This window comes from Pseudomonas sp. F2, from assembly GCF_057174385.1.
Window position 1 is genome coordinate 1,812,161 of the sequence record NZ_CM169904.1, and the last position, 20,901, is coordinate 1,833,061.

The 20,901-nt window shown below is 57.8% G+C and carries 20 protein-coding genes, 1 tRNA gene and 1 pseudogene; 8 read left to right on the forward strand and 14 right to left on the reverse strand.

Features of this window, described 5'->3' with window-relative positions; all coding sequences use genetic code 11:
- Positions 1 to 19 precede the first annotated feature (19 nt).
- Complete coding sequence (locus AC193Q_RS07930) at positions 20 to 982, reverse strand: FecR domain-containing protein (RefSeq protein ID WP_047291419.1); 963 nt, start codon at positions 980 to 982, stop codon at positions 20 to 22.
- Positions 979 to 1,488, reverse strand: coding sequence for a sigma-70 family RNA polymerase sigma factor (locus AC193Q_RS07935; RefSeq protein ID WP_047291417.1), 510 nt, complete (start codon positions 1,486 to 1,488; stop codon positions 979 to 981). Before AC193Q_RS07935 ends, AC193Q_RS07930 begins: the two co-directional genes overlap by 4 nt.
- Before the next feature lie 295 nt (positions 1,489 to 1,783).
- On the opposite strand from AC193Q_RS07935, the gene AC193Q_RS07940 reads away from it, so the two are divergent.
- The 4 genes from AC193Q_RS07940 (at position 1,784) to AC193Q_RS07955 (ending at position 7,051) form a co-directional block, all read left to right on the forward strand.
- On the forward strand, positions 1,784 to 3,502 hold the full coding sequence (locus AC193Q_RS07940) for a hydrogenase maturation protein (RefSeq protein ID WP_121185828.1): 1,719 nt from the start codon (positions 1,784 to 1,786) through the stop codon (positions 3,500 to 3,502).
- 360 nt (positions 3,503 to 3,862) lie between these two features.
- Positions 3,863 to 4,726 (forward strand): LysR family transcriptional regulator, encoded by an 864-nt coding sequence (locus AC193Q_RS07945; RefSeq protein ID WP_041072725.1) that lies wholly within the window; start codon positions 3,863 to 3,865, stop codon positions 4,724 to 4,726.
- Positions 4,727 to 4,838: 112 nt separating this feature from the next.
- On the forward strand, positions 4,839 to 5,984 hold the full coding sequence (locus AC193Q_RS07950) for a sterol desaturase/SRPBCC family protein (protein ID WP_483879401.1): 1,146 nt from the start codon (positions 4,839 to 4,841) through the stop codon (positions 5,982 to 5,984).
- On the forward strand, positions 5,981 to 7,051 hold the full coding sequence (locus AC193Q_RS07955) for an SMP-30/gluconolactonase/LRE family protein (RefSeq protein ID WP_483879402.1): 1,071 nt from the start codon (positions 5,981 to 5,983) through the stop codon (positions 7,049 to 7,051). Before AC193Q_RS07950 ends, AC193Q_RS07955 begins: the two co-directional genes overlap by 4 nt.
- A 65-nt stretch (positions 7,052 to 7,116) precedes the next feature.
- Here the strand turns inward: AC193Q_RS07955 and AC193Q_RS07960 are convergent, their stop codons facing one another.
- The 4 genes and pseudogenes from AC193Q_RS07960 to mug all read right to left on the reverse strand — a co-directional run bounded on the left by AC193Q_RS07960 (position 7,117) and on the right by mug (position 8,534).
- Entirely contained in the window at positions 7,117 to 7,497 is a 381-nt protein-coding gene (locus AC193Q_RS07960) for a RidA family protein (protein WP_025113298.1), read from the reverse strand.
- A 172-nt stretch (positions 7,498 to 7,669) separates the two neighbouring features.
- Positions 7,670 to 7,744: transfer RNA gene (locus AC193Q_RS07965), tRNA-Gln, on the reverse strand.
- Positions 7,745 to 7,882: 138 nt separating this feature from the next.
- Positions 7,883 to 8,023: pseudogene (locus tag AC193Q_RS07970) on the reverse strand (DUF1801 domain-containing protein); the annotation flags it as partial.
- Positions 7,965 to 8,534 carry a G/U mismatch-specific DNA glycosylase gene (gene mug / locus AC193Q_RS07975; RefSeq protein ID WP_121185834.1) on the reverse strand — a complete coding sequence of 190 codons (570 nt, stop codon included), beginning with the start codon at positions 8,532 to 8,534 and terminating at the stop codon, positions 7,965 to 7,967. The gene mug and the pseudogene AC193Q_RS07970, both read right to left, overlap by 59 nt.
- 87 nt (positions 8,535 to 8,621) lie before the next feature.
- On the opposite strand from mug, the gene AC193Q_RS07980 reads away from it, so the two are divergent.
- Positions 8,622 to 9,566, forward strand: coding sequence for a LysR family transcriptional regulator (locus tag AC193Q_RS07980; protein WP_121185836.1), 945 nt, complete (start codon positions 8,622 to 8,624; stop codon positions 9,564 to 9,566).
- 44 nt (positions 9,567 to 9,610) lie between these two features.
- Here the strand turns inward: AC193Q_RS07980 and AC193Q_RS07985 are convergent, their stop codons facing one another.
- Entirely contained in the window at positions 9,611 to 9,862 is a 252-nt protein-coding gene (locus AC193Q_RS07985) for a DUF2790 domain-containing protein (protein ID WP_121185838.1), read from the reverse strand.
- Between the two features lie 769 nt (positions 9,863 to 10,631).
- On the opposite strand from AC193Q_RS07985, the gene AC193Q_RS07990 reads away from it, so the two are divergent.
- The gene (locus AC193Q_RS07990) at positions 10,632 to 10,994 is read left to right on the forward strand and encodes a DUF6124 family protein (protein WP_121185840.1); all 363 of its coding nucleotides are present in this window, start codon (positions 10,632 to 10,634) and stop codon (positions 10,992 to 10,994) included.
- A gap of 128 nt (positions 10,995 to 11,122) precedes the next feature.
- Positions 11,123 to 12,412 carry a HepT-like ribonuclease domain-containing protein gene (locus tag AC193Q_RS07995; RefSeq protein ID WP_047291398.1) on the forward strand — a complete coding sequence of 430 codons (1,290 nt, stop codon included), beginning with the start codon at positions 11,123 to 11,125 and terminating at the stop codon, positions 12,410 to 12,412.
- Positions 12,413 to 12,919: 507 nt separating this feature from the next.
- Here AC193Q_RS07995 and AC193Q_RS08000 read toward each other — a convergent pair.
- The 4 genes from AC193Q_RS08000 to AC193Q_RS08015 are packed head-to-tail and all read right to left on the reverse strand — an operon-like array spanning position 12,920 to position 15,989.
- Positions 12,920 to 13,570 (reverse strand): HhH-GDP family DNA glycosylase, encoded by a 651-nt coding sequence (locus AC193Q_RS08000; protein WP_047291395.1) that lies wholly within the window; start codon positions 13,568 to 13,570, stop codon positions 12,920 to 12,922.
- A complete protein-coding gene (locus AC193Q_RS08005; protein ID WP_080963239.1) occupies positions 13,567 to 14,187 on the reverse strand; it encodes a 7-cyano-7-deazaguanine synthase in 621 nt (206 codons plus the stop codon). Before AC193Q_RS08005 ends, AC193Q_RS08000 begins: the two co-directional genes overlap by 4 nt.
- Positions 14,184 to 15,485, reverse strand: coding sequence for a nucleoside 2-deoxyribosyltransferase (locus tag AC193Q_RS08010; protein WP_483879403.1), 1,302 nt, complete (start codon positions 15,483 to 15,485; stop codon positions 14,184 to 14,186). Before AC193Q_RS08010 ends, AC193Q_RS08005 begins: the two co-directional genes overlap by 4 nt.
- 33 nt (positions 15,486 to 15,518) lie before the next feature.
- Positions 15,519 to 15,989, reverse strand: coding sequence for a hypothetical protein (locus AC193Q_RS08015; RefSeq protein ID WP_217325297.1), 471 nt, complete (start codon positions 15,987 to 15,989; stop codon positions 15,519 to 15,521).
- A gap of 105 nt (positions 15,990 to 16,094) precedes the next feature.
- Between AC193Q_RS08015 and AC193Q_RS08020 the strand changes: the two genes are divergently transcribed.
- Complete coding sequence (locus tag AC193Q_RS08020) at positions 16,095 to 17,069, forward strand: AraC family transcriptional regulator (protein ID WP_121185842.1); 975 nt, start codon at positions 16,095 to 16,097, stop codon at positions 17,067 to 17,069.
- Positions 17,070 to 17,255: 186 nt separating this feature from the next.
- Here AC193Q_RS08020 and AC193Q_RS08025 read toward each other — a convergent pair whose 3' ends face one another.
- The 3 genes from AC193Q_RS08025 to AC193Q_RS08035 form a co-directional block, all read right to left on the reverse strand.
- Positions 17,256 to 19,175: a tyrosine-protein phosphatase gene (locus tag AC193Q_RS08025; protein ID WP_121185844.1), complete on the reverse strand. Its 1,920-nt coding sequence runs from the start codon at positions 19,173 to 19,175 to the stop codon at positions 17,256 to 17,258.
- Between the two features lie 226 nt (positions 19,176 to 19,401).
- The gene (locus AC193Q_RS08030; RefSeq protein ID WP_121185846.1) at positions 19,402 to 20,325 is read right to left on the reverse strand and encodes an NADP-dependent oxidoreductase; all 924 of its coding nucleotides are present in this window, start codon (positions 20,323 to 20,325) and stop codon (positions 19,402 to 19,404) included.
- Positions 20,326 to 20,361: 36 nt separating this feature from the next.
- Complete coding sequence (locus AC193Q_RS08035; RefSeq protein WP_121185848.1) at positions 20,362 to 20,799, reverse strand: DoxX family protein; 438 nt, start codon at positions 20,797 to 20,799, stop codon at positions 20,362 to 20,364.
- Between the last annotated feature and the right edge of the window lie 102 nt (positions 20,800 to 20,901).

Here is a 20,901-nt window from a genome sequence, read left to right on the forward strand (position 1 = left end):
TCGCAGCCTGCGGCAGCTCCTACAGGGTGTTAGGTGGAATTGAGGGTTCGATGCTGACCCAGTAAGGGTTGTGCCATGTGACGCGAATCGGCAGCGAGCGCTCCAGCAATTGCAGAGTGCGGTCACTGTCGTCCAGCGGATAGAGACCGCTCAGGCGCAGATCGGCCACATCGGGACTCAGGTGCAGAATGCCCCGGCGATAGCGACGCAGGCTGTCGATCACTTCGCTCAGTGGCTGGTCGCGCACTTCCAGGCGACCTTGCACCCACGCGCTTTCCTGTCCGCTGCTGCGCTCCAGCGCCAGAATGTCCTGAGCGTTGAACAGCAGACTCTCCCCCGCCTCCACCACTTGCCGTGCACCGCCGGCGGTGACCACTTCGACCTGCGAATGCAGCATCACCAGCCGCGTAAAATCGTCGCCCTGTTGCACGAGAAATTTAGTGCCCAGCGCCCGCATCCGCCCATGTTCGGTCTCGACCACGAATGGCCGCGCGGGATCCTTGGCGACGTTCACCAGCAACTCACCCGAGCGTAACGCCAACAAGCGTTGAGTCGCATCGAATTGCGCCACCACCCGCGTGCGGGCATTCAGACTCAGTGCACTGCCATCTTCCAGGGTAAAGTCGCGCCGCTCGCCGGTGCCGGTCGCCAACTCCCCCGCCTCCGGCAGCCAGCCGTAGCGGCGCCCGAGCAATCCGGCCAGCACGGCAATCCCGAGCACACTCAGGCTACCGCTGAGAAAACGCCGACGACTCGACGGCGCATTCAGGCTGTGCAGCAGACTGTTGCGGGGCAGCCCGCGCAAGTCCGGATGGCGCAGCAGGTTCAAACCGCCGTCCATTTGTTCGATGATCCGCTGATGTCGCGGGTCGGCTGCCCGCCACGCGTCGAACGCCGCACGCTCGCCAGCGCTGGCTTCACCGGACTGCAACAGCGCCATCCACTGCGCCGCCTCATCGATCACCGCGTCGTCCGGCCTCATGCCTGCATCGCCTGATAGCAGCGTTTGAACGCCTCGACCATGTATTGCTGCACCCGACTGGTGGAAACCCCAAGCCGTTCGCCGATTTCGCTGTAAGTCAAACCGTCGAGCTGATGGTAGAGAAACGCCGCTTTGGCCTTGGCCGACAAGCCATTGAGCAGGCGATCGACCGCCAACAGCGCTTCGATCACCAGCGCGCGTTCCTCCGGCGATGGATGCACCGGTTCCGGCGCCAGGGCCAGGCTTTCCAGATAGGCGCGTTCCAGGTCCTGGCGACGCCAGCCTTCATACATCAGCCGTCGGGCGATGGTGGTCAACAGCGCCCTCGGTTCACGAATCGCGGTCGGGTCCGGCAGGGTCAATACCCGCAGAAAAGTTTCCGAGGCGATGTCCTGTGCACTGTGCGGGCAACCCAGCGTGCGGCCAACGGCAGCGCACAGCCAGCGATAGTCCTTTTGGAACATTTGCCCAATGATCCGGTCATGCGGGTTTTGAACATCACCCATGTCTTGCTCCCTGAAACGGGTCCCACCCGCTGCGAAAAACCATCGTTCTGCCGGGATCGTCCGACTCCTGATCTGGCGCGACTGTGCAATAGCGCTGCTTACATTTGAAGTAATAAAAAATCAGGACAGTCAAACCTTTGAGAATAAGGAGCCTCATCGCCGGGGAAATATTGACTCACACAACGTTGACCCGGATCAGTTGCCAGCGCTGCAGCACTGACTAATCTGCGCGCTCCATCGAATGCCAGGGACGGCTCATCAGGAGCCCACGGCAGCCCTTTCAAGGAAGAAAACCATGCGATCACTGAAGATTATTCTGCTGTCCTCGGCCTTCAACGGCCTGACTCAACGCGCCTGGCTGGAACTGCGCCAGGCCGGGCATTCGCCCAGCGTTGTGGTGTTCACCGACGAGGCTTCGGTGTGCGAACAGATCGAGCACAGCGGCGCCGATCTGGTGATCTGCCCGTTCCTCAAGGACCGCGTGCCGCAAGCGCTGTGGAGCAATCTCCTGCGGCCGGTGGTGATCATTCATCCGGGCATCGTCGGCGATCGTGGCGCCAGCGCGCTGGACTGGGCGATCACCAATGAACTGACAAGTTGGGGCGTGACCGCCCTGCAAGCGGTGGAGGAAATGGACGCCGGCCCGGTCTGGGCCACCTGCGAATTCAATCTGCCGCCGGGCTTGCGCAAGTCCGAGTTGTACAACGGTCGAGTCAGCGATGCGGCGATTCGCTGTATTCGCGAAGTGGTCGAAAAATTCATCGACGGCTTTGTCCCTGTCGCACTGGATTACAGCGATCCCAAAGTCCGTGGCCGCCTGCAACCGAACATGAAGCAGGCCGACCGCACCTTCAGCTGGCACGACTGCTCGCGATTCATCAAACGCTGCATTGACGCCGCTGACGGCCAGCCCGGTGTACTGGCGAGTCTGGCCGGCGGGCAGTATTACGTGTACGACGCGCACCTTGATCAACGCACCGGCATTCCCGGCAAGATCCTCGCGGTGCATGACGATGCGGTACTGGTTGCCACCGGTGATCACAGCCTGTGGATCGGTTCGTTGCGGCGCAAACCACTGCCCGGCGAAGAAACCTTCAAGCAACCGGCGCGGCACGTGCTGGCCGGGCAACTGGCCGACGTGCCGACGCTCGACTGGTCAATCGCCCGCGAGCCGTTCAATGAGGAGGCGTATCAGCCGATCCGCTACCGTGAATCCGGGCATGTCGGGGAGCTGACCTTCGAGTTCTACAACGGCGCGATGAGTACCGAACAGTGTCAGCGTATGGTCGAAGCGCTGCGCTGGGCCAAATCGCGGGACACCCGCGTGCTGTTGATCAAGGGCGGGCGCGGCAGTTTTTCCAACGGTGTGCACCTGAACGTGATCCAGGCCGCGCAGGATCCGGGCGCCGAGGCCTGGGCCAATATTCAGGCGATCGACGATGTCTGCGCCGAGCTGCTCAGCGCGCAGCAACTGGTGGTCAGCGGCGTGACCGGCAATGCCGGAGCCGGCGGCGTGATGCTCGCACTGGCCGCCGACATCGTGTTTGCCCGGGCCGACATCGTGCTCAATCCGCATTACAAAAGCATGGGCCTGTATGGCTCGGAATACTGGACCTACAGCCTGCCCCGCGCTGTCGGCCCGACGGTGGCCGAACAACTGACCCAGGCCTGCCTGCCAATCAGCGCCACGCAGGCGCTGCAACTGGGCATGGTCCAGGAGATCGGTCCGCGCTGCCCGGACGAGTTTTCGTTATGGTTGCTGCAACGGGCCAATGCGACATTGACCGACCCGACCTATGCCGCCGTGCGTGAGCGCAAATTGCGGGTTGATCAGGTGCTGATCGAGCAATGCCGGGAAAACGAACTGCAGGAAATGCAGGAAGACATGCTCTACAACCGCAACCAGTTTGCCGAGAAGTGCGGCCACTTCGTCTACAAGCGCAAGGCCTGCGGCACGCCGGCGCGGCTGGTAGAAGACTGGGCGCGGGTGCGCAAGGTTGAGTTGGCGGGTTGAGCTTCAGCGCCCACTACGGCCTCATCGCTGGCAAGCCAGACGCCCACAGGGTTCTGCGTCCGACACAGTACCTGTGGGAGCTGGCTTGCCAGCGATGGCGGTGTCTCGGGCGACACTGGTTTGGCAGACATTCCTCCCACAGGGTTCTGCGTCCGACACAGTACCTGTGGGAGCTGGCTTGCCAGCGATGGCGGTGTCTCGGGCGGCACTGGTTTGGCAGACATTCCGCCACCGCGAGCAGGCTCACTCCTGCAGGGGTTTGCATCGCTCACGAAATCCATGGAAACCGCAGCGCAATGAACGATGACGCGGTGGCGAGCCGGCACTTACAATGCCCGCACCTCAGACACCGGCCCGCCCATGGACATCGACCTCGCCCGCACCTTTCTGGAAATCGTCCGCCACGGTAGCCTCGCCGCGGCGGCGCAGAAGTTGTTCGTCACACAAACGGCGATCACCGCCCGGGTGCAGAAGCTCGAAAGTCAGCTGGGCAGCACGCTGTTCGTGCGCAACCGCGCCGGGGCGAAACTGACGGCCAATGGCGAGGCCTTCGTGGTCTACGCCAATCAACTGGTGCAGACCTGGGAAGCCGCGCGGCGCGACTTGCCGCTGCTGGACGGCTATCACAACGTGCTGCACATCGGCGGTGAAGTCAGCCTGTGCAACCCTTTGATGCTCAGTTGGGCCGCCGAACTGCGCGAAAAAATCCCCGGACATGCCCTGCGCATGGAAATCCGCGACGGCGAAAACCTGCTGCGCCAACTCGAACTCGGTGTGCTCGATGCCGCGCTGGTCTATCAGCCGGAATATTGGCCCGGCCTGCAAGTCGAGCAGGTACTGGAAGAAAAACTGATTCTGGTGCGTGCGCCAAACCGCCCGGATCCTTACGTCTACATCGACTGGGGGCCGGACTTCCGTCGCCAGCACGACGCCGCCCTGCCAGACAAGGCCAAAGCCGCGCTGAGTTTCAACCTCGGCCCGCTGGCCCTGCAATACATCCTCGAACACGGCGGCAGCGGCTACTTTCGCACCCGTGTGGTGCGCAGCTATCTGGAAACCGGCGCGCTGGAAGCGGTGACCAAAGCCCCGGAATTCGGCTATCCAACTTATTTGGTGTACGCCCGCGAGCGAGACTCGGCGACCCTGCAACAGGCCTTTGATCTGTTGCGCCAGGTGATCGAGACCGATGACGACTGGTCGCAGCGCTGGAACCCGTTGAGCTGAGTCGGCCGCTTTACACCGGAGCATGGCACAACTGACCTCAAGGTCCGGCCTGCACAAACGGCCCGATCGGCTAATCTGCCGGGTATAACAACAATACCCGCAGGTGAACGCATTGAGGCAGACCACCGAGGCATTCCGCAGCCGCTACCGTGCGGCCATTCATCCGTTGTACAACCCGTGGCTGCACGGCGCTTTCGTGCTGCTGTTCGGCGTGCTGGCGATCGGCGCCTTCTGGCGCAGCGCACGTCAGGTACAGCCACTGGAATGGCTGAGCGTGCCGCTGACCCTGCTGTTGTTCAACGTTGGCGTGTACATGGTCCATCGCCATCTCGGCCACCATAAAAAGACGTTCGCCAAGCTGTTCTATGCGCGGCATGCCGGTGACCACCACAGCTTTTTCACTCCCGGCCACATGACCTACGACGGCGCTCGCGACTGGCGAGTGATTCTGTTTCCGGCCTGGCTTATCGTCGTGCATACGCTGCTTTTCACCTTGCCGCTCTGGTGGCTGCTCGCACAGTTCAACGCCAATGTCGCCGGGCTGTTCGGCGGCTGCATGGTGCTGGGCTACCTGACCTACGAGGTGTTTCACGCCTGCGAACATCTGCCGCCCGATAATCCGCTGACTCGCCTGCCGTGGATCCGCCAGATGCGTCATCTGCATGAACTGCATCACCGTCGCGAGTGCATGCAGGAACGCAATTTCAATATCGTTCTGCCGTTGATGGATTACCTGTTCGGCACCCTGTACTGGGAGCCGCAACCCGCCCCGTTGCGCCATTCGAGACCCGCCATGACCCGCATGCAGCACCAGATCGATATCGCCGGCGAACCCATTGCCGTCCTTCGCTACGCCGCCAGCGTCAACCATTGGCCGCAGTGGCATCCCTCGTCGCTGAAAATCGACGGCCCGCAAGGCCCGCTGCACGCCGGCGCACATTTCGAAGAAGACATTCATGCCGGCGGGCGCGCCGGTCATTTGCGCTGGGAGGTCACCGAGTATCTCCCCGGCCGGCGCTGGTGCGCGCGGGCGCGCGGTGACCACGGTCTGTCGTTGCGGCTGACCTACGAATGCACGGCCGAAGGCGACGGCACACGGTTCGTGCGTACCCTGGATTATCGCTTCGACGGCTTGGGCATGCGCGTTGCCAACCTGTTGCTGTTGAAGCGCCGCATCGAACGTGAATCGGCCACATCGATGCAGGCCCTGCGCGACATGGCACTCAAGCACCTGACGCTGACGGGGCAACATTCATGAAGCGCCTGCTGTTACTGCTGGTCGTTCTCGTCATCGCGTTCTTGCTGTTGATGCCAACCAGGGTTCAACCGGTGGCGTGGAAACCGCCAGCGGCACCGTCACTGAGCGAAGGGCTGTACGCCGAAAACCAGCGGCTCAATGCCGTCGAACAGGTTGGGCCGGGCGACATCGACGGCCCTGAAGCACTGCTGCTGGAAGGCGACTTCCTGATCACCGGCCTGCATGACGGGCGGCTGATTCGCACCAGCCTCGATGGCAAGACACGCCAAGTCCTGAGCGACACGGGCGGTCGCCCTCTCGGGCTGGCGCGGCATCCCAACGGTCTGCTGGTGATTGCCGACGCGGTCAAAGGCCTGCTCTCGCTCGACGCGCAGGGTCGACTGATTCCTCTGACCACCGAGGCCAATGGCCTGCCCTTCGGTTTTACCGACGACGTGGCGATCGACAAGTCCGGGCACTACGCCTATTTCAGCGATGCCAGCAGCCGCTGGGGTTACGGCCACGACGGTGAGGCGATCATCGAACATGGCGGTGACGGGCGTTTGCTGCGCTACGACTTTCAGACCGGCAAAACCAGCGTGCTGCTGGACAAATTGCAGTTCGCCAACGGCGTGACACTCGGCCCGGACGACGCTTATGTGCTGGTCAACGAAACCGGCGCCTACCGCATCAGTCGTTACTGGCTGACGGGCCCCAAGGCCGGCATCCACGACGTGTTCATCGACAACCTGCCCGGTTTGCCGGACAACCTCGCGTTCAATGGCAGCAACCGCTTCTGGGTCGCCCTCTACGCACCGCGCAGTGCCTTGCTCGACGGCACCGCCGGGCATCCGTGGGTGCGCACGATGATCGTCCGGGCACTGACTGTGCTGCCCAAACCGGTGGAGAAACGCGGGTTTGTGCTGGGGCTGGATCTGCAGGGCAAGGTGATCGCCAATCTGCAGGACGCCAGCAGCGGCAATTACTCGCCGATCACCACGGCGCGCGAGTATGGGGACTGGCTGTACCTGGGCTCACTGAAAGCCAGGCACATGGCGCGGTTGCCGCTGGCTGATGCGCTGAAGTAAGTACGCAGACGAGTGCTGGATGGCCGGGCGTCATCGCTGGCCACCAGCACGGTTTTGCAGGTTGATCAGGCCTTGGCGGCCATCGCGGTGACTTCCACGCGCATGCCTTCCACCGCCAGCGACGCCACGCCCACCGCCGCGCGCACCGGCCATGGCTTGGCGAAGAAGCGCTTGTAGACTTCATTGAACGCAGCGCGGTCGGCCATGTCGGTGAGGTAAATGGTCAGGTGCATCACCCGATCCATCGAACTGCCCGCCCGCTCCAGCGCCACTTTCAGCGCCTGCAGGGTGCATTCGCTTTGCAGGGTGATATCCCCCAGTTCCAGGCTGCCATCGGCGCGGGTCGGGATCTGGGTCGAGACCAGAATGCCGTTGAAACCGACAACATCCGAGGAAATCGAATCCGCATCCGGATCAGGGGTGAAGCTGAGGTCGTGATTAGCCATGTAAGTCTCTGGTCTGGAGAGAATGAGGGTCGCCGGCCAACAACCCGCCGGGACTTTTCGCGGGGCAGTTTACAACAGTCTTCCGGTGCGGCTCAGGCAACCCTCGCTGCCGGACAAAAATCACACGCATAAAAAAACGCCAGCCCTTCCGGACTGGCGTTTTTTCTGAATATGGCAGGGGCGGCTGGATTCGAACCAACGCATGGCAGGATCAAAACCTGCTGCCTTACCGCTTGGCGACGCCCCTGTGTCTCAAGCTCTGTAACAAGCTCTGCGAGAATGGGCCGCAATTTACCAACCTTTTTTTGATCTGGGAAGCCCCGAGTGCAAAAAAATTTGTTTTAAAACAGCCAGTTATTTTCTGAATCAAGGCAAACGCCACGATTTACTTCGACACCTTCAGCGCAATCGCCTCGCGAATCAGCGCTTTCAAGGCCTGCTCATCGACCGGATCGCCCTCGTGAAAATCAATCGCCCGCCGGGTGTTGCCCTCCAGGCTGGCGTTGAACAACCCCGCTGGATCGGCCTGCGATCAATGCCTGATGCAATTCCTGATAGGCCGCGACCAATTGCTCAAGGGAGAACACCCGATTGCGCCCACTGGGGTTGGGCAATACCCACACGTGCGCGCCCCCCAAAGTCTTCGCCTGCGCTCCCCACGCCACCACTTTCTGCCCCGACAACGCGGCATACGCAGCCTTGCCGAGAAACGCCACATAACGCGGCGCATAGCGGCTGATCTTCTGTTCAAAGCCCAGAGCCGCCGCGACGAACTCCTGCGCCGCCAACTGATCTGCCCGCGCCGTCGGCCGCTCGACCACCGCCGTCAAGCCGCAGCCAAATTGCAGGATGCTTTGATCGTCCTCCGCCTGCACCTCATGCGGCGTAAACCCGGCCAGATGCAAGGTGCGCCAGAAGCGATTCCCGCGCCCGGCAAAATGATGCCCCTGCGCCGCCGCGAGTAACCCCGGATTGATCCCGCAGAACACCACCGAAAGCCCCGGCGCCAGAATGTCTTCCAGCCTTTCACCCGCCATGCGCCCGCCCCTCGCTCGCAAACAATTGCAACACCCGCCACGGCAAACTCTAGAATGGCCATCCCATCCACAGAGCCAACAACAACGATGGACGTTATTCAGACCCTGCGCTGCTTCGTCGCCGTGGCCCAAAGCGGCAGCTTCACCGCCGCGGCCGACGTGCTCGACACCACCACGACCAACGTATCGAAAGCCGTCTCCAGCCTCGAAACCCGGCTGCACACGCGCCTGATCAACCGCACCACCCGCCGCCTCGCGTTGACCGAAGCCGGCGTACGTTATTTGCAGCGCGCCGAAAAAATTCTTGATGACTTGCGCGACGCCGATGAAGAAGCCGGCACCGCCCAGACCTTGCCGGTCGGGCGACTGAAGATCCACGCCATGGCCGCCATCGGCAATCATTACGTGATCAATGCCATTGCCCGCTACCGCGAGATTCACCCCACGGTGATGTTCGACCTGACCCTGAGCAACCGCCTGCCCGACCTGCTCGAAGAAAGCTACGACATGTCGATCGTCCTCGCCCGCGACCTGCCGGACTCCGGTTTCGTCGCGCAACGCCTCGGCACCACTTACAGCATTCTCTGTGCATCGCCGTCATACCTGGCCAAACGCGGCCACCCCGCTACACCTGCCGACCTCGCCGCGCACGATTGCCTGCGCATCGTCAACACGGTGATGCCCGCAGACAACTGGGTGTTCGAAGGGCCACAGGGCATGGAAACCCAGAATATCCCCGACTCGCCCTTCCACATCAACACCGCCGACGGCATGGCTACGGCGATCAGAAATGGCATGGGCATCGGCATTCAGCCGCTGGCGTCAGCCGTCGAAGGATTGGTCGGAGGCACACTGGTGCGCGTCCTGCCGCAGTACCGCCTGGAGGAATACAACCTGTTTGCGATTTACCCGTCGCGCAAATTCGTCGACGCCAAAATCAAGACCTGGGTCGAGTTCCTGAAAACCGCCATTCCGCAACTGCTGGCGTCCGATGAAGACATCGCCGGGGCCAAAGAACTCGCCAAGGCTTAATGCCGCAGACCTGGAGTGTCGCCCCTCCAGCGCCTGCACCGACATCAACCGTTGGAACAACCGCTGCCCATCACTTGGTATTGCACGACATGTTGCGCGCCGTTCGAGTCTTCATAAGTCATCTGCACCGGCACCGCGCCGCACTGATTGGCCGCGTCGGAGATCGACACCACGTGGGCGATGTCTAGGTGAGCGGCGGCGTTGTACGCCTCGACTGGCGCGGTTTCATCCGCCGCAAACGCCTGCGGGCCGATACCGCCAAAGGCCAGAAGAAGAGCGATTTTTGCAAGTTTCATGATGTTCACCGTCTCGTGGGGAACCGTGTTGTGTCACGGGTTGCAGACGATGTTAGGGATTGAAGCGCACGACAAAAATCGGTCGGTTGGACAAACACTGTGTCCAGAATGGTGATGAATAAGTCCTGAGAACTGTGGACAGGCCATTCGCGAGCAAGCTCGCTCCCACAGGTTTCGTATCGACCACACCATGGGTGTACACCGCCAACCTCATGTGGGAGCGAGCCTGCTCGCGAAGGCGTCAGTCCAGTCAGCGATGAACCTGAGTCAGCTCCATCCTCCGAAGCCTCTGATTTCCACACAACAACTATCCTCGTCGCGAGGGGATTTAGCGACATCGCACTGCCCCGCTTTCCTCTTTGCCAAACCATCCATTCACGAAAAGCGCAGCCCCGAAAACCTTCACGTTTAGTCCTTTCCCCGCACACGTTTAAAAACACTCGCCGTAACGTCATCCCAGGCTACAACGCCTTGCGCCATTGCCTACGACTACGCCAGAATCCGCCGGCTTGTGCGCCCAGAGTGCGGGTTCTATCGTGGTTCGGTCGCTGAAAAGCAGCGATCGGGTTTGGTAGCCCGGCTTACCTGTCGCATAGCAATCCTATTTGCAGGGACGGTCTCGTCCGCTGTTTTTATGGTGGCCATGCGTAGGGCATCTTCGGATGCGCCGGGTATCCAGGTGACCGGTCTACCAACCTGCGTTTGGCCACCACCCTTCGTTTGGTAGCGAAGGTGATGGCTCCACTTTATTCATCCTGGAGCTTCACCTATGTTCAAAGTAACGCCCAATCCGCCCGAAACCGAAACGGTCTCACCCTACGAATCCCCCGATTCCCGAAAACTCAGCGAAGCCGCCGAACGCGCCCTCGACCACTACCTGAACCCCGCCAGCCCAATCATGGCGACGCCCTACACACCCAACACCCTGTTCCTCGTCAATCCCGAAATCTCCACCGAGGAATTGCTGGCGAACGCCAGTGAATCACTGGGTTCGGCGACGGTGATGTTGGGGGACGTCGCGGCGCTGGTTGAGGGCCCGATTCGCAAGACCCTGCTGGGCATTGCGCAAGTGGTGATGCTGGGGGAATTGGCGGTGAATCAGGCGTTGGATAATGTTGTGCCGATGGACTGAGATGAGTTGCCCTTTCTGGCGACGACGACCTCGCTAAGGGGGCCTTTGCATTTATATCGAAGCATGTCGATGACATGAAGATTTCAAAACGCTACTATCACATCCATCACCTTAGCAAAGAAATGGTCATGGAAAACCTCAAAGTCGAATACCTTGCGATAATCAACTCCAAGGAAGGTTTTTGCAATTCAATTTCCGCATTTAATAACTTAATACAATCATATGGCAGTATCGAAATAAAACCCAAAGGACTAATTTTCGAAGGGTTCAGATTTGAATATGACGTCCAACAAGGTGAAATTCAAAATAACAGCCATGTATTTTTCCACGTCCGCTTGGGCTGCCAAAACAAAAGCGAGGTAATCGTATTCCTGTCGTTGCTCAAATCTATTAGAACAATTTTGGCTAAAGCAGCTGAAAGGCCAGTGGAAGTGCTTTGGGACGACGTGAGTAGCAGTTTGTCATCTGATGCATACCCAGTAATTCATGAAATTGAAAACATGATGCGAAAGCTCATAACAAAATTCATGCTTACGAAAATCGGGTTAGGCTGGACAAAAGAAGCGGTGCCTAGAGAAGTTTCTGAGTCGATTAAAACAAAGAAAAATGCAGCTGGCAACAACTACCTATTTGAAACCGACTTCATTCAACTTTCAGATTTTTTATTTAAGCCCTATTCAACTGCCAACTCCTCAAAACTAATGGAAAAAGTTCGTTCAGCCCTGTCCGCCAGCGAAATAAATATTGACGAACTAAAAGAGCTTGTTCCAACATCAAACTGGGAACGATACTTTCAACCTATAGTCAGCTGCAAAAGCGAATACTTACAAACTCGCTGGGCAAAGTTATATGAGCTGAGATGTCTTGTAGCACACAACAATTTCATTGGCCATGACGACTATGACAATATTTTAAGAATTTCTGGAGAGGTTAAAGAAAAACTAGGCGAAGCCTTAAGTAAACTTGACAGTATCTATATGTCTCCAGAACAAAAAGAAGAGGTTGCGGAGAACATTGCCACAACAGTTAACAGCACCCATGCAGAACTCATCTCTATTTGGATCTCTATACAGCAACTGCTTATCGAGACGGGAATGAATGCACTGAATCATGAGCAAGCTAGAAAACTAATAAAAAATAAAACATCAACCCGCCTCATCATCGACAAGTTAGTTGAGGAAGACGTTATATCTTCCGAGCTAGCGAAAGAACTTATAAAAATACAGCTTGCTCGCGACATCATTGTTCACAACGTAGACGCAGAATTAAATGACTCAATCCTAATTACTGCCGATTTAGCCAAGCATGAGCTAATAGAGATCCTAGAAAGCTTTGATGAAGTTTCACCGCAAACCGCAACAAATATAGCAGCGTTTGAACCCGAAGACGATAACGATCCTGAAGCGGTGTCGGCTTAGCTCTTAGGATCATAGATCAGAAAAACAAAAAGGAGACATACTTACCCTTTATCAATCTGTCCTCTTTCGACTCGTTTAGGATCGAGCTAATTCCTAAGCACTGATCGGCAGAATTTAACCGACCACCCCAATCAAGACTGCTTAGATTAGAAGTGTAAGTCTGACGCACACACTTTAGCTATTTCAATAAAAGTGGACAGATTATTTCCTGCAAAACAAATACGCTCCCCTCTCTCCCGTGAATCGCTGAGTTCGGCGAGGGTGACGTTGGGGGATATAGCTGCGCTGATAGAGGGACCGACTTGCTAGACGCTACTGCGCATTGCGCAGGAGGTGATGCTGCTGGAATTGGCGACGAATTAATTGCTGCTGCATAGTAAATGGGCCTTATAAGGCCCTAGCTAGACCTGCGCAGCAGAGGAAATCGATTAGCGGTTACCAAACGCACGTAGAGCTCGAAGAGACTTAACTACAATTAGCCTATTCAATAATTTGAATAAAATATTTTCAAACTGCTAATAACAACTGTTCCTGAAACGGTGCAGCGGCTCGACGCCAAAGCCAAGCGTCGAACTCGCGTCGGGGAAGAGACAGTAGATCGGCTGCGCAGCAAAATGACTTACGAAGAAAATGATAATCGTCATTATCAACTCCGACCGCTCGAGCAAAAGCGCGGACATGCCGATCAACCGCGATTGAGTCGATACCAACGAGACATGCCATATAGTCAACAGTTTTGGGACCGACGCCATTTACCGTCTGAATGTCTTCACAAAACTTAGAGGAGGACAATGCTAAGCGTAAATCCTGCACATCTTCGATACCTTTCTCTTTCAAAAAAAACACAAGGGATTCAAAACGGCTGATTTTCTCGAAATGTCGCCATTGTAAAAAAGCTCCGACCTCGCCTGTTTTGATCAAAGAAATCAATGAGGAAATGGTATCTCGGCTCGGATATACCTTAAGTATTTCAAGAACGCGAGGCCGTACAACTGTCATATAATTTAGACCGGCCTGAAGAATAGAGTCGGCAAGCACAGCTCCAAGATGATCGCACGTGGCACGCGGATTTTTCTCGTCGAAGAGCGCGCCCTCATCTCTCGCTCGGTTGGCGATGAGACGCGCTACGAGGAGAACCTCGACGAGTGGATTATTCATACTAAATTAGCCTCTTTTAACGCGTTCAAGCGCTCAACACAATTTGGACAAGCACCGCACGGAAAGTGGGATGACGCCTGACAGGAATAAGTACGTCCAATTGGTACACCAAGGGAAGCAGCAGCAGTAGCCACATCACTTTTGGAGGAGTACCGGAATGGCGAGTGAAATCGTACAGGACCTATTGTGGAGGTTAGCCCATCAAGACTATTCATAAATGCGGCGGTGCAATCGATTTCTTTAGCATGATTACTGTTTATAAAACCAGTGTAGACATCGAGAATGCCCGTGGTTTGGGCTCGCGCAGCCGCAGCTGCGAAAAAAAGCATCGTCCGGTATGGTATGTAAAGGTCATCATCCTTCACCTCCTCTGTCCAGAGGTTCGCCTCACGAATCAATCGGGATTGAGACCCTCGGAAAACCTCGGAAATGTTATAGCGCTCCGGCGGTTCCATTACAGATGGGAAAACCTCATTCACGCGCTCCCACTCTAAAGCGGCGCAATGTTGCCCGTAGTCAAAAAAAATTGGAACCACTTCAACGCCTTCGGCGACGAGCTGATATCCGACGGTGGTTGAATCCAATCCGCCAGAAGCCATTAGCAGTACCCTTTTCATGGATTTTCGCGCCCTAAGTCAGCAATTACGCGGAAAGTACCGTTCAGACACGTATCAAGGTCTGCGGAGTAGACGGAGCAACCGACCATCACCATTGTGTTTTCGTTTTCGCACCGAGGATCATATGTGACTACCTTTTTTCCCATCGCTATAGCCATCCCAATTTCTACGAGTGTCCCAGGGTCACGATCAAGCGGAACAGCAAACACCACGTCGCAGTCCTTAAGTAACTGGTAATCCAAATGATAGGTCAGACGAAGAGCACCCTCTGTAGCAGGCCTCTCCAACTCACCATTTTCTAGTATCGGTCGGCGAACCCTAAAGTTGTGGTAACTGAGACTTTCCACCGCCTGGTCAAGCTCTGGTTTTGCAACGTAAGAAAAGTCCGGGCCTGCTAGGTAAATCGCGTAACTCTGACGTTCATGCCATGAAAGAGATGTACCTCCCAATGCTTGCACAGTTTTCAAGCTGAGCCGAAGGTTACGCTGTAGATCACGTTTAATGTCATCTGGAAATGTAGATTGCGCATATACGGTCGCAGCTTGCGATCCACGCCATGCAGCCTCTCTCCACCCTTTTTGTGAATAGGCCACCATAACGCTAGAGTAAACATCACCAACGCCGACAGAGTTCATCGTACGGCCCAGCGAAGCCGGAATCTGTTGAACGCTCTCATCGCGCATGTCAAAGAGTCGACTCCCACCACGATTCTCTTTTAGTAATAAAACCTCGGGGGATAGGGCTCTAACTTCTGCAAGTAGACCACCTACATCTTCATGCCCTAACCTCATAAACAAAGATGATGACGTCGAAATAATGACTGCTTGAAGGCGATCTCTAAAAGATGCAAGTAATGAAAGATCATCAAGATCATAAGCAACATCAAATGAAACGCGCGCATCTTCAGAAAGCGCTAGAGCAAGAAACTGAAGGTCGAACCTGCCCGAAAACACGACAACCTTCAGGTAGGCGTTTAATGAAGGGAGCGGTTCACGAAGCTTCAGGACCTTTCTTTCACGCATAAGATCTTCGTATCCTTGGTGCCCGATTTCCTTTACATCATCAATAACGATGACATTGGGAGCACCCATTACGTCTCCGATCCAAATGAATTCGCGACAACCGATCTCCCTTAAATATTGTTGAGCTTCTTCCACTAGATATTGCGGACAGAATACGGCAACAGCGTATTCGACCCCTGCAGCCCATAGTCCTCTCGCCGCATGTGCCACCCCCCCCCAAGCGAAGCTTGCACATAACGCCATTTCGGCCAAGGGTGTAATCAATAACAAGCTCACCAACCACCAATACGCTTTCAGTAATTCCTACCATCATTGCGGTACGAAATCAGCTTCGACAGTCGGCACGGGCAAAGCCGCAGAGAAACTAACTATCCCCAAATAATTAACGCCGCTGTCCATGCATGCAACAAGATAGTTGTACGCGGTAGGAAGGGCCCCCACCTTTACACCGTTCAGGTCGACGGCAAAAACGCGCTGTCCGTCGAAGAGAATCCCCAATTGAGTCTTTGGAGATGGGACGCTTCCAGATCGCGAGTAAAGCTGACTATTACCAACGTCTTCCAAAAGCACATGAAATGCTTGGGTGCATTTATCAATGCCGCTTGTGCCTCCCTCAACCCCCGTGCCTTCACCAACGACTTCCTTGGCCTTCGTACCAGGATAGTCCGAAAAACGCCCAGATCCAGAGCTCCCCATAACACCCTCCTTGTGATAGCAATCTGCCTCAAGAACCATATTTGTAGTCGTTTCTGACGTTGGTTGCAATTCAACTAAGCTCACGATTTACACTTTAATCGTTAAACGCAACGATCATATGCCTGTCATCCCAACCTGCTAACCTCCCCAAAACTAAATGTAGCCTCCAAACCCAAGGACCGACCCAAGGTGTACTCCGTCGTCCCACCCCGCCAAACAATCATCCTCCGCTCCGAAAACCTCCACGCCGAAGACTTCGGCGCCCTCTTCTCCCGGTTCTTCGGCAATCGCTACGCCGACTCCCCGCCGATCCCTTCCAGCATCATCATCGGCGGTGTCTACGGCAGGCACGACGGCGTGAGTTTCCGGCGTATGCATTACCACGGTGATTTCACCGTCACCTTCCCCGACCCGCAGGACGAGATCACTTTCGTGATTACCACGGCGGGCAAGATTGTGTTCAACCACCGCACCGAGTCCGTCGGTGTGGCGCAGGTGGGGTTGGCGATTGATAAGGCGGACATCCGATCGATGCGGTTTCTCGACGATCATGCGCAGCACGGGATTTCGGTGAGTCGGGCGCAGCTCACGGAGCGGTTGGCGGCGTTGTTGGGGCGGCCGGTTGTGCAGAAGATTGTGTTTGAGCCGGTGGTGGATCTGCACACGGCGGCGTATGGCGGGATCAAGGCGTTGATTGATCTGGCGACGGGCACGGAGTTTGATCTGTTGCTCAACAGCGGCACGCTGATGCCGTCGCGGTTGCGTGAGATGTTGATTGATGCGGTGCTGGAGGCGTGGCCGCACAATTTTACCGAGGCGTTGCGCCAGCCGGCGCCGAGAGTGGCGCCGCGGCATGTGAAGTTGGCGATGGCGTTCATTCAGGCGCATCCGGAGCAATTGGTCAGTGGCGTAGAGCTGGCGCGGTTGAGCAATGTCAGTCAGCGCGCATTGCAGGAGGGGTTTCGGCGGTTTGTCGGGATGTCGATTGTGGCGTATCAGCGGCAGGTGCGGCTGGCGCGGGCTTTCGAGGCGCTGAGGCAGCGGCATTCTGCGTCAGTGACGGAGGTGGCGTTGCGCTTTGGCTTCAGCAATGTCGGGCGGTTTTGTCAGTATTTTCAGCAGGCGTATGGGGTGAGTCCGGCGCAGCTGAGGCGGCGGGGTTGATCGGTTTATAGGCAAGGTGCCGGTGGGTCAGTTGACGGTGATGTTGGCTGACATGACGCCTTCGCGAGCAGGCTCGCTCCCACAGGGTTAGGCGGTAAATCAGGGTTGCCAATCCCCTGCCTTCACCCGTTTTTGCTGGTGCTTTGTGAATAGCGGTCATCCTTGACCTGATTGTCATCCCGTCATTTAGAACGCGTAACTGGCCTTGAGGCTGCCGCTGAAACCGTGGCTGTCACCACCGCCACTGGCACCGACTTCTGCGCCGACGCTGACAGCGCCAAGGCTAGCCATCAGGTTGACGCCGCCGCTGAACTGGTCGCGGTTGTCGAAGGCGGCGCGTTGTTCGATGTCGAGGCCCAGCAGGTGACCCTGGCTGTTGACGTCGTTGTTGCCCAGCGTGCGCTCGTAGCCGACTTGTACGCCTGGCACCAGTTGCCAGGCGCCCATCGCCACCGGGGCGAACGCCACGTTGAGGTTGGCGACGGCACTGCGGCGGGTGGCGGTGTTGTCGTCGACGTCGAGGGACAGTTCGCTGCCCTTCTCTTGGAAGCCTTTGAGGTCGAGGTGGCTGATGCGCACGCCGAGGCTGGGTTCGAGAATCATGCCGTTGACCGGAGCGCGGTAACCCAGCGCCAAGGTCGCGCCGGTGAGGTTGCCGTGGGTGTCGCCCTTGGCGGTGCCGAGGCCGCCGCCGAGTTCGCGTTTGCTGGCGTAATCGACGTAGCCGGCGCTGGCATTGGCGTCGACGAACAGCCCGCGTTCCAGGCTGGTGAAGCCGTAGCGCGCACCGAGGTTGAAGAAGGTGAAGTCGGTATCAGCCTCGCCGCCCGCACCGCCGACGGTGCCTTTGCTGTAGCCGAAACCGCCGCGAGCGCTGAGTTGTTCGGAGAAGCGCTGGGTGATGCCGACCATCAGGCCTTGGCTGTGTTCGTTGCTGCTCTCGGCGTGGGACGAGCCGTCAGTGCCGAGGTAACCGGCGAGCGCGGTGGTCCACAACCGGTATTGCCCGATTTTCAGGTCGGAGCCGCTGGCGTAGGGGGCGGCGGCTTGTTCGATCAGCGCGTTCTGCCGCAGCAGGTAGCTGGCGGCGTCGGCATGAACCTGGCCGCCGACCTGAGCTTCGACACCGCCGAGGGTGCCGGCGTCGATCGCCGATTGCAGATAATAGTTGTAGGCGCTGTAGGTGCCAGACAGGTTGGTGTTCTGCAATTGACGCAGTAATTCGGCACCGGCAGCGGCGTTGCCGACCAATCCGGCCTGCCCCGGCAGGCTGTTGTACTCGACCAGTTTGCCGCGCAGCACATAAATGGTTTCCTGCGACAGGCCGAGGCCTTGTTTGAGGTAGTTGTCCATGCTGCCGTATTCGGCGGTGACTTCATCAAGACCGGCCTGCAGGTAGCTGGCCTGTACGCCCAGCAGCGGCGCATAGATCGAGGCCATACTCGGCGGCAACGCTTTGAGGGTCGCGGCGACGCGGGCGGCGGTGTAGTCGTTGGTCGCCAGGTAGTTGGCCATGATGGTCGCGTTGTCGACGCCGGCGATGCTCTGCAGCACGGCGGCCGTCCAGCCGGTACGGTCCTTGCCGGCGGTGCAATGGAACAGTTGCGCGCCGTCGGTGCTGGCCAGTTCGTTGAACAACTTGCCGAACTGCCCGCGCATCCCCGCGTCGCTGACGAAAGCGCGGTTGGTCTGTTCCATCATGGCGATGGCATCGGCGGCGCTTTTGAACGACACGGTGGTGATGTTCGCGCCCGAGGTGGTGCTGCCGATGATGTCGATGTTCTGGTAGGTCGCGCCACTCAGCATTGTGTCCGGCGTACCAGCGATTTCGCTCGGCGTGCGCAGGTCGTAGACGGCTTTGATGCCGAGGCTGTTGAGGGTCGCCAGATCCGCTGCCGACGGCGTGATCGCGTTGGAGCGGTAGAACACGCCTCCGCGCATCGTGCCATCGTGGGCCGTGGAATACGCGGTGGTCAGCCCGGCGACATCACGGAAGTTGTCGATGCTTTGCAGGCGCGGCGTGTCGAGCACGACGGTCTCGGCAGCGTGGGCAGCAGCGATGGACAGGCTCAGAACGGACAGCGAACACACAAGACGTTGAAACACAGTGCAGCCTCATTGGAATTAGTGTTGGGCTGGCTACTATCTGCAATCAACTGATACCGAATATGACAGAACGACTGCGCAAGAAAATGGCTGCGCGATCGGGCCATGGGCTGCGTTTCTTGTCCGTGGTTAACAAAAAACTGTAGGAGCTGTCGCAGGCTGCGATCTTTTGCTTTTGAAGATCAAAAGATCGCAGCCTGCGGCAGCTCCTACAGGGGTTCGGCGGTTACTTCGTGGCATCGAGGACCAGCCGGCCATGACCACGGCGGCTCAGGCTTTTTTCGAGTGCACGTTTCGCCTCGCTCAGCGGGAACACTTCGACGTCGACGGTGAGGTGGCCGCGATCAAACAGTTCGGCAATCAGCGACAACTGCGCACTATCGGAACGAGTGGCGAAGTTGATCGGCGTCACGCCATGGTCGTTGGCCAGAGTCATGCTCGGCCCACTGACCGGCGAGACCAGCAGCCCGCCGCGTTTCAACACGCGAAACGAACGGTTCTGGGTGTCGCCGCCGACCAGATCGAGCACCACGTCGACCTCGGATACCCGCTCTTCAAACGCCACGGTGGTGTAGTCGATCACCTGATCAGCACCGAGCTTTGTGAGATAGGCATGGTTACTGGCCGAAGCGGTCGCGATGACTTCGGCGCCCAGGTACTTGGCGATCTGCACCGCCATGCTGCCCACGCCACCGGCGGCTGCGTGGATCAGCACTTTCTGCAGCCGCTGAACGCCAGCGTGCTCGGTCAACGCTTGCCACGCGGTGAGCGCGGTGGCCGGAACGGCGCCAGCCTGCAAGGCGCTGAGCGATTGCGGTTTCAGTGCCAGTTTGGCCACCGGGGCCACGGCTTTGCTCGCATAGCCACCGACGATGTTGATGAAGCCAAACACTTCATCGCCGAGCTTGAATTCGCTCACGCCTGGGCCGGTGGCGATCACCTTGCCAGACACTTCAACGCCCGGGGTGAATGGCAGCGGCAGTGGGATGAACGCTTTCATCGCCCCGGAAAGCACCTTCCAGTCGATCGGGTTGACCCCTGCCCCGGCGACTTCGATCAACACTTCACCTTCACCGGCCACAGGGTCGGCGACTTCTTCCAGTTGCAGCACTTCGGGGTTGCCGTATTCGTACACGCGGATGGCTTTCATGGGAGACCTCGATCGGTTGAAGGAATTAGCGCGTGATCAGCGACGACGGGCATCAAGGCTGAAACGACCGGCACCGAACGCGACCACTTGCAACAGGCCACCGGCCATGGCGATGTTCTTGAAGAAGTGGATGAACTGGTTCTGATCGCCCAGCGCATTGTGGAATGCCAGCGCCGTGACCACGCTGAACACCGCCAACACAGCGGCAACGGTACGGGTGCGGTAACCGGCGATCAGCGCCAGGCCGCCACCGATTTCAACGATGATTGCCAGCGCCAGCGCCACTTGTGGCAATGGCAGACCGACAGAACTGATGTAACCGATCATCATCGCCGGGGCGGCCAGTTTGGAAAAACCGGAGAGGATGAAGATCGCGCTGAGCAGAACGCGGCCGACCAACGAGGCCGAGGCCTGAGTGATGTCATTGCGGCTTTGTTCAGTAGCGGTTTTAGCGATGTTTGCAGTGGTGGTCATGATGGTATTTCCTTCAAAGGTGGGGCGATCCGAGATGAATCGTCCGAGTGAGGAAATGGTGCGCCCGGCCAGCTAATCTGAATAGCCGACTAATTTCGATCA

Excerpts from the sequence above, each read along its gene's own strand:
- AC193Q_RS07930 (WP_047291419.1), bottom strand. The coding sequence starts at position 982 with ATGAGGCCGGACGACGCGGTGATCGATGAGGCGGCGCAGTGGATGGCG.
- AC193Q_RS07935 (WP_047291417.1), bottom strand. The coding sequence starts at position 1,488 with ATGGGTGATGTTCAAAACCCGCATGACCGGATCATTGGGCAAATGTTC.
- AC193Q_RS07940 (WP_121185828.1), top strand. The coding sequence starts at position 1,784 with ATGCGATCACTGAAGATTATTCTGCTGTCCTCGGCCTTCAACGGCCTG.
- AC193Q_RS07945 (WP_041072725.1), top strand. The coding sequence starts at position 3,863 with ATGGACATCGACCTCGCCCGCACCTTTCTGGAAATCGTCCGCCACGGT.
- AC193Q_RS07955 (WP_483879402.1), top strand. The coding sequence starts at position 5,981 with ATGAAGCGCCTGCTGTTACTGCTGGTCGTTCTCGTCATCGCGTTCTTG.
- AC193Q_RS07960 (WP_025113298.1), bottom strand. The coding sequence starts at position 7,497 with ATGGCTAATCACGACCTCAGCTTCACCCCTGATCCGGATGCGGATTCG.
- mug (WP_121185834.1), bottom strand. The coding sequence starts at position 8,534 with ATGGCGGGTGAAAGGCTGGAAGACATTCTGGCGCCGGGGCTTTCGGTG.
- AC193Q_RS07980 (WP_121185836.1), top strand. The coding sequence starts at position 8,622 with ATGGACGTTATTCAGACCCTGCGCTGCTTCGTCGCCGTGGCCCAAAGC.
- AC193Q_RS07985 (WP_121185838.1), bottom strand. The coding sequence starts at position 9,862 with ATGAAACTTGCAAAAATCGCTCTTCTTCTGGCCTTTGGCGGTATCGGC.
- AC193Q_RS07990 (WP_121185840.1), top strand. The coding sequence starts at position 10,632 with ATGTTCAAAGTAACGCCCAATCCGCCCGAAACCGAAACGGTCTCACCC.
- AC193Q_RS07995 (WP_047291398.1), top strand. The coding sequence starts at position 11,123 with ATGGAAAACCTCAAAGTCGAATACCTTGCGATAATCAACTCCAAGGAA.
- AC193Q_RS08000 (WP_047291395.1), bottom strand. The coding sequence starts at position 13,570 with ATGAATAATCCACTCGTCGAGGTTCTCCTCGTAGCGCGTCTCATCGCC.
- AC193Q_RS08005 (WP_080963239.1), bottom strand. The coding sequence starts at position 14,187 with ATGAAAAGGGTACTGCTAATGGCTTCTGGCGGATTGGATTCAACCACC.
- AC193Q_RS08030 (WP_121185846.1), bottom strand. The coding sequence starts at position 20,325 with ATGAAAGCCATCCGCGTGTACGAATACGGCAACCCCGAAGTGCTGCAA.
- AC193Q_RS08035 (WP_121185848.1), bottom strand. The coding sequence starts at position 20,799 with ATGACCACCACTGCAAACATCGCTAAAACCGCTACTGAACAAAGCCGC.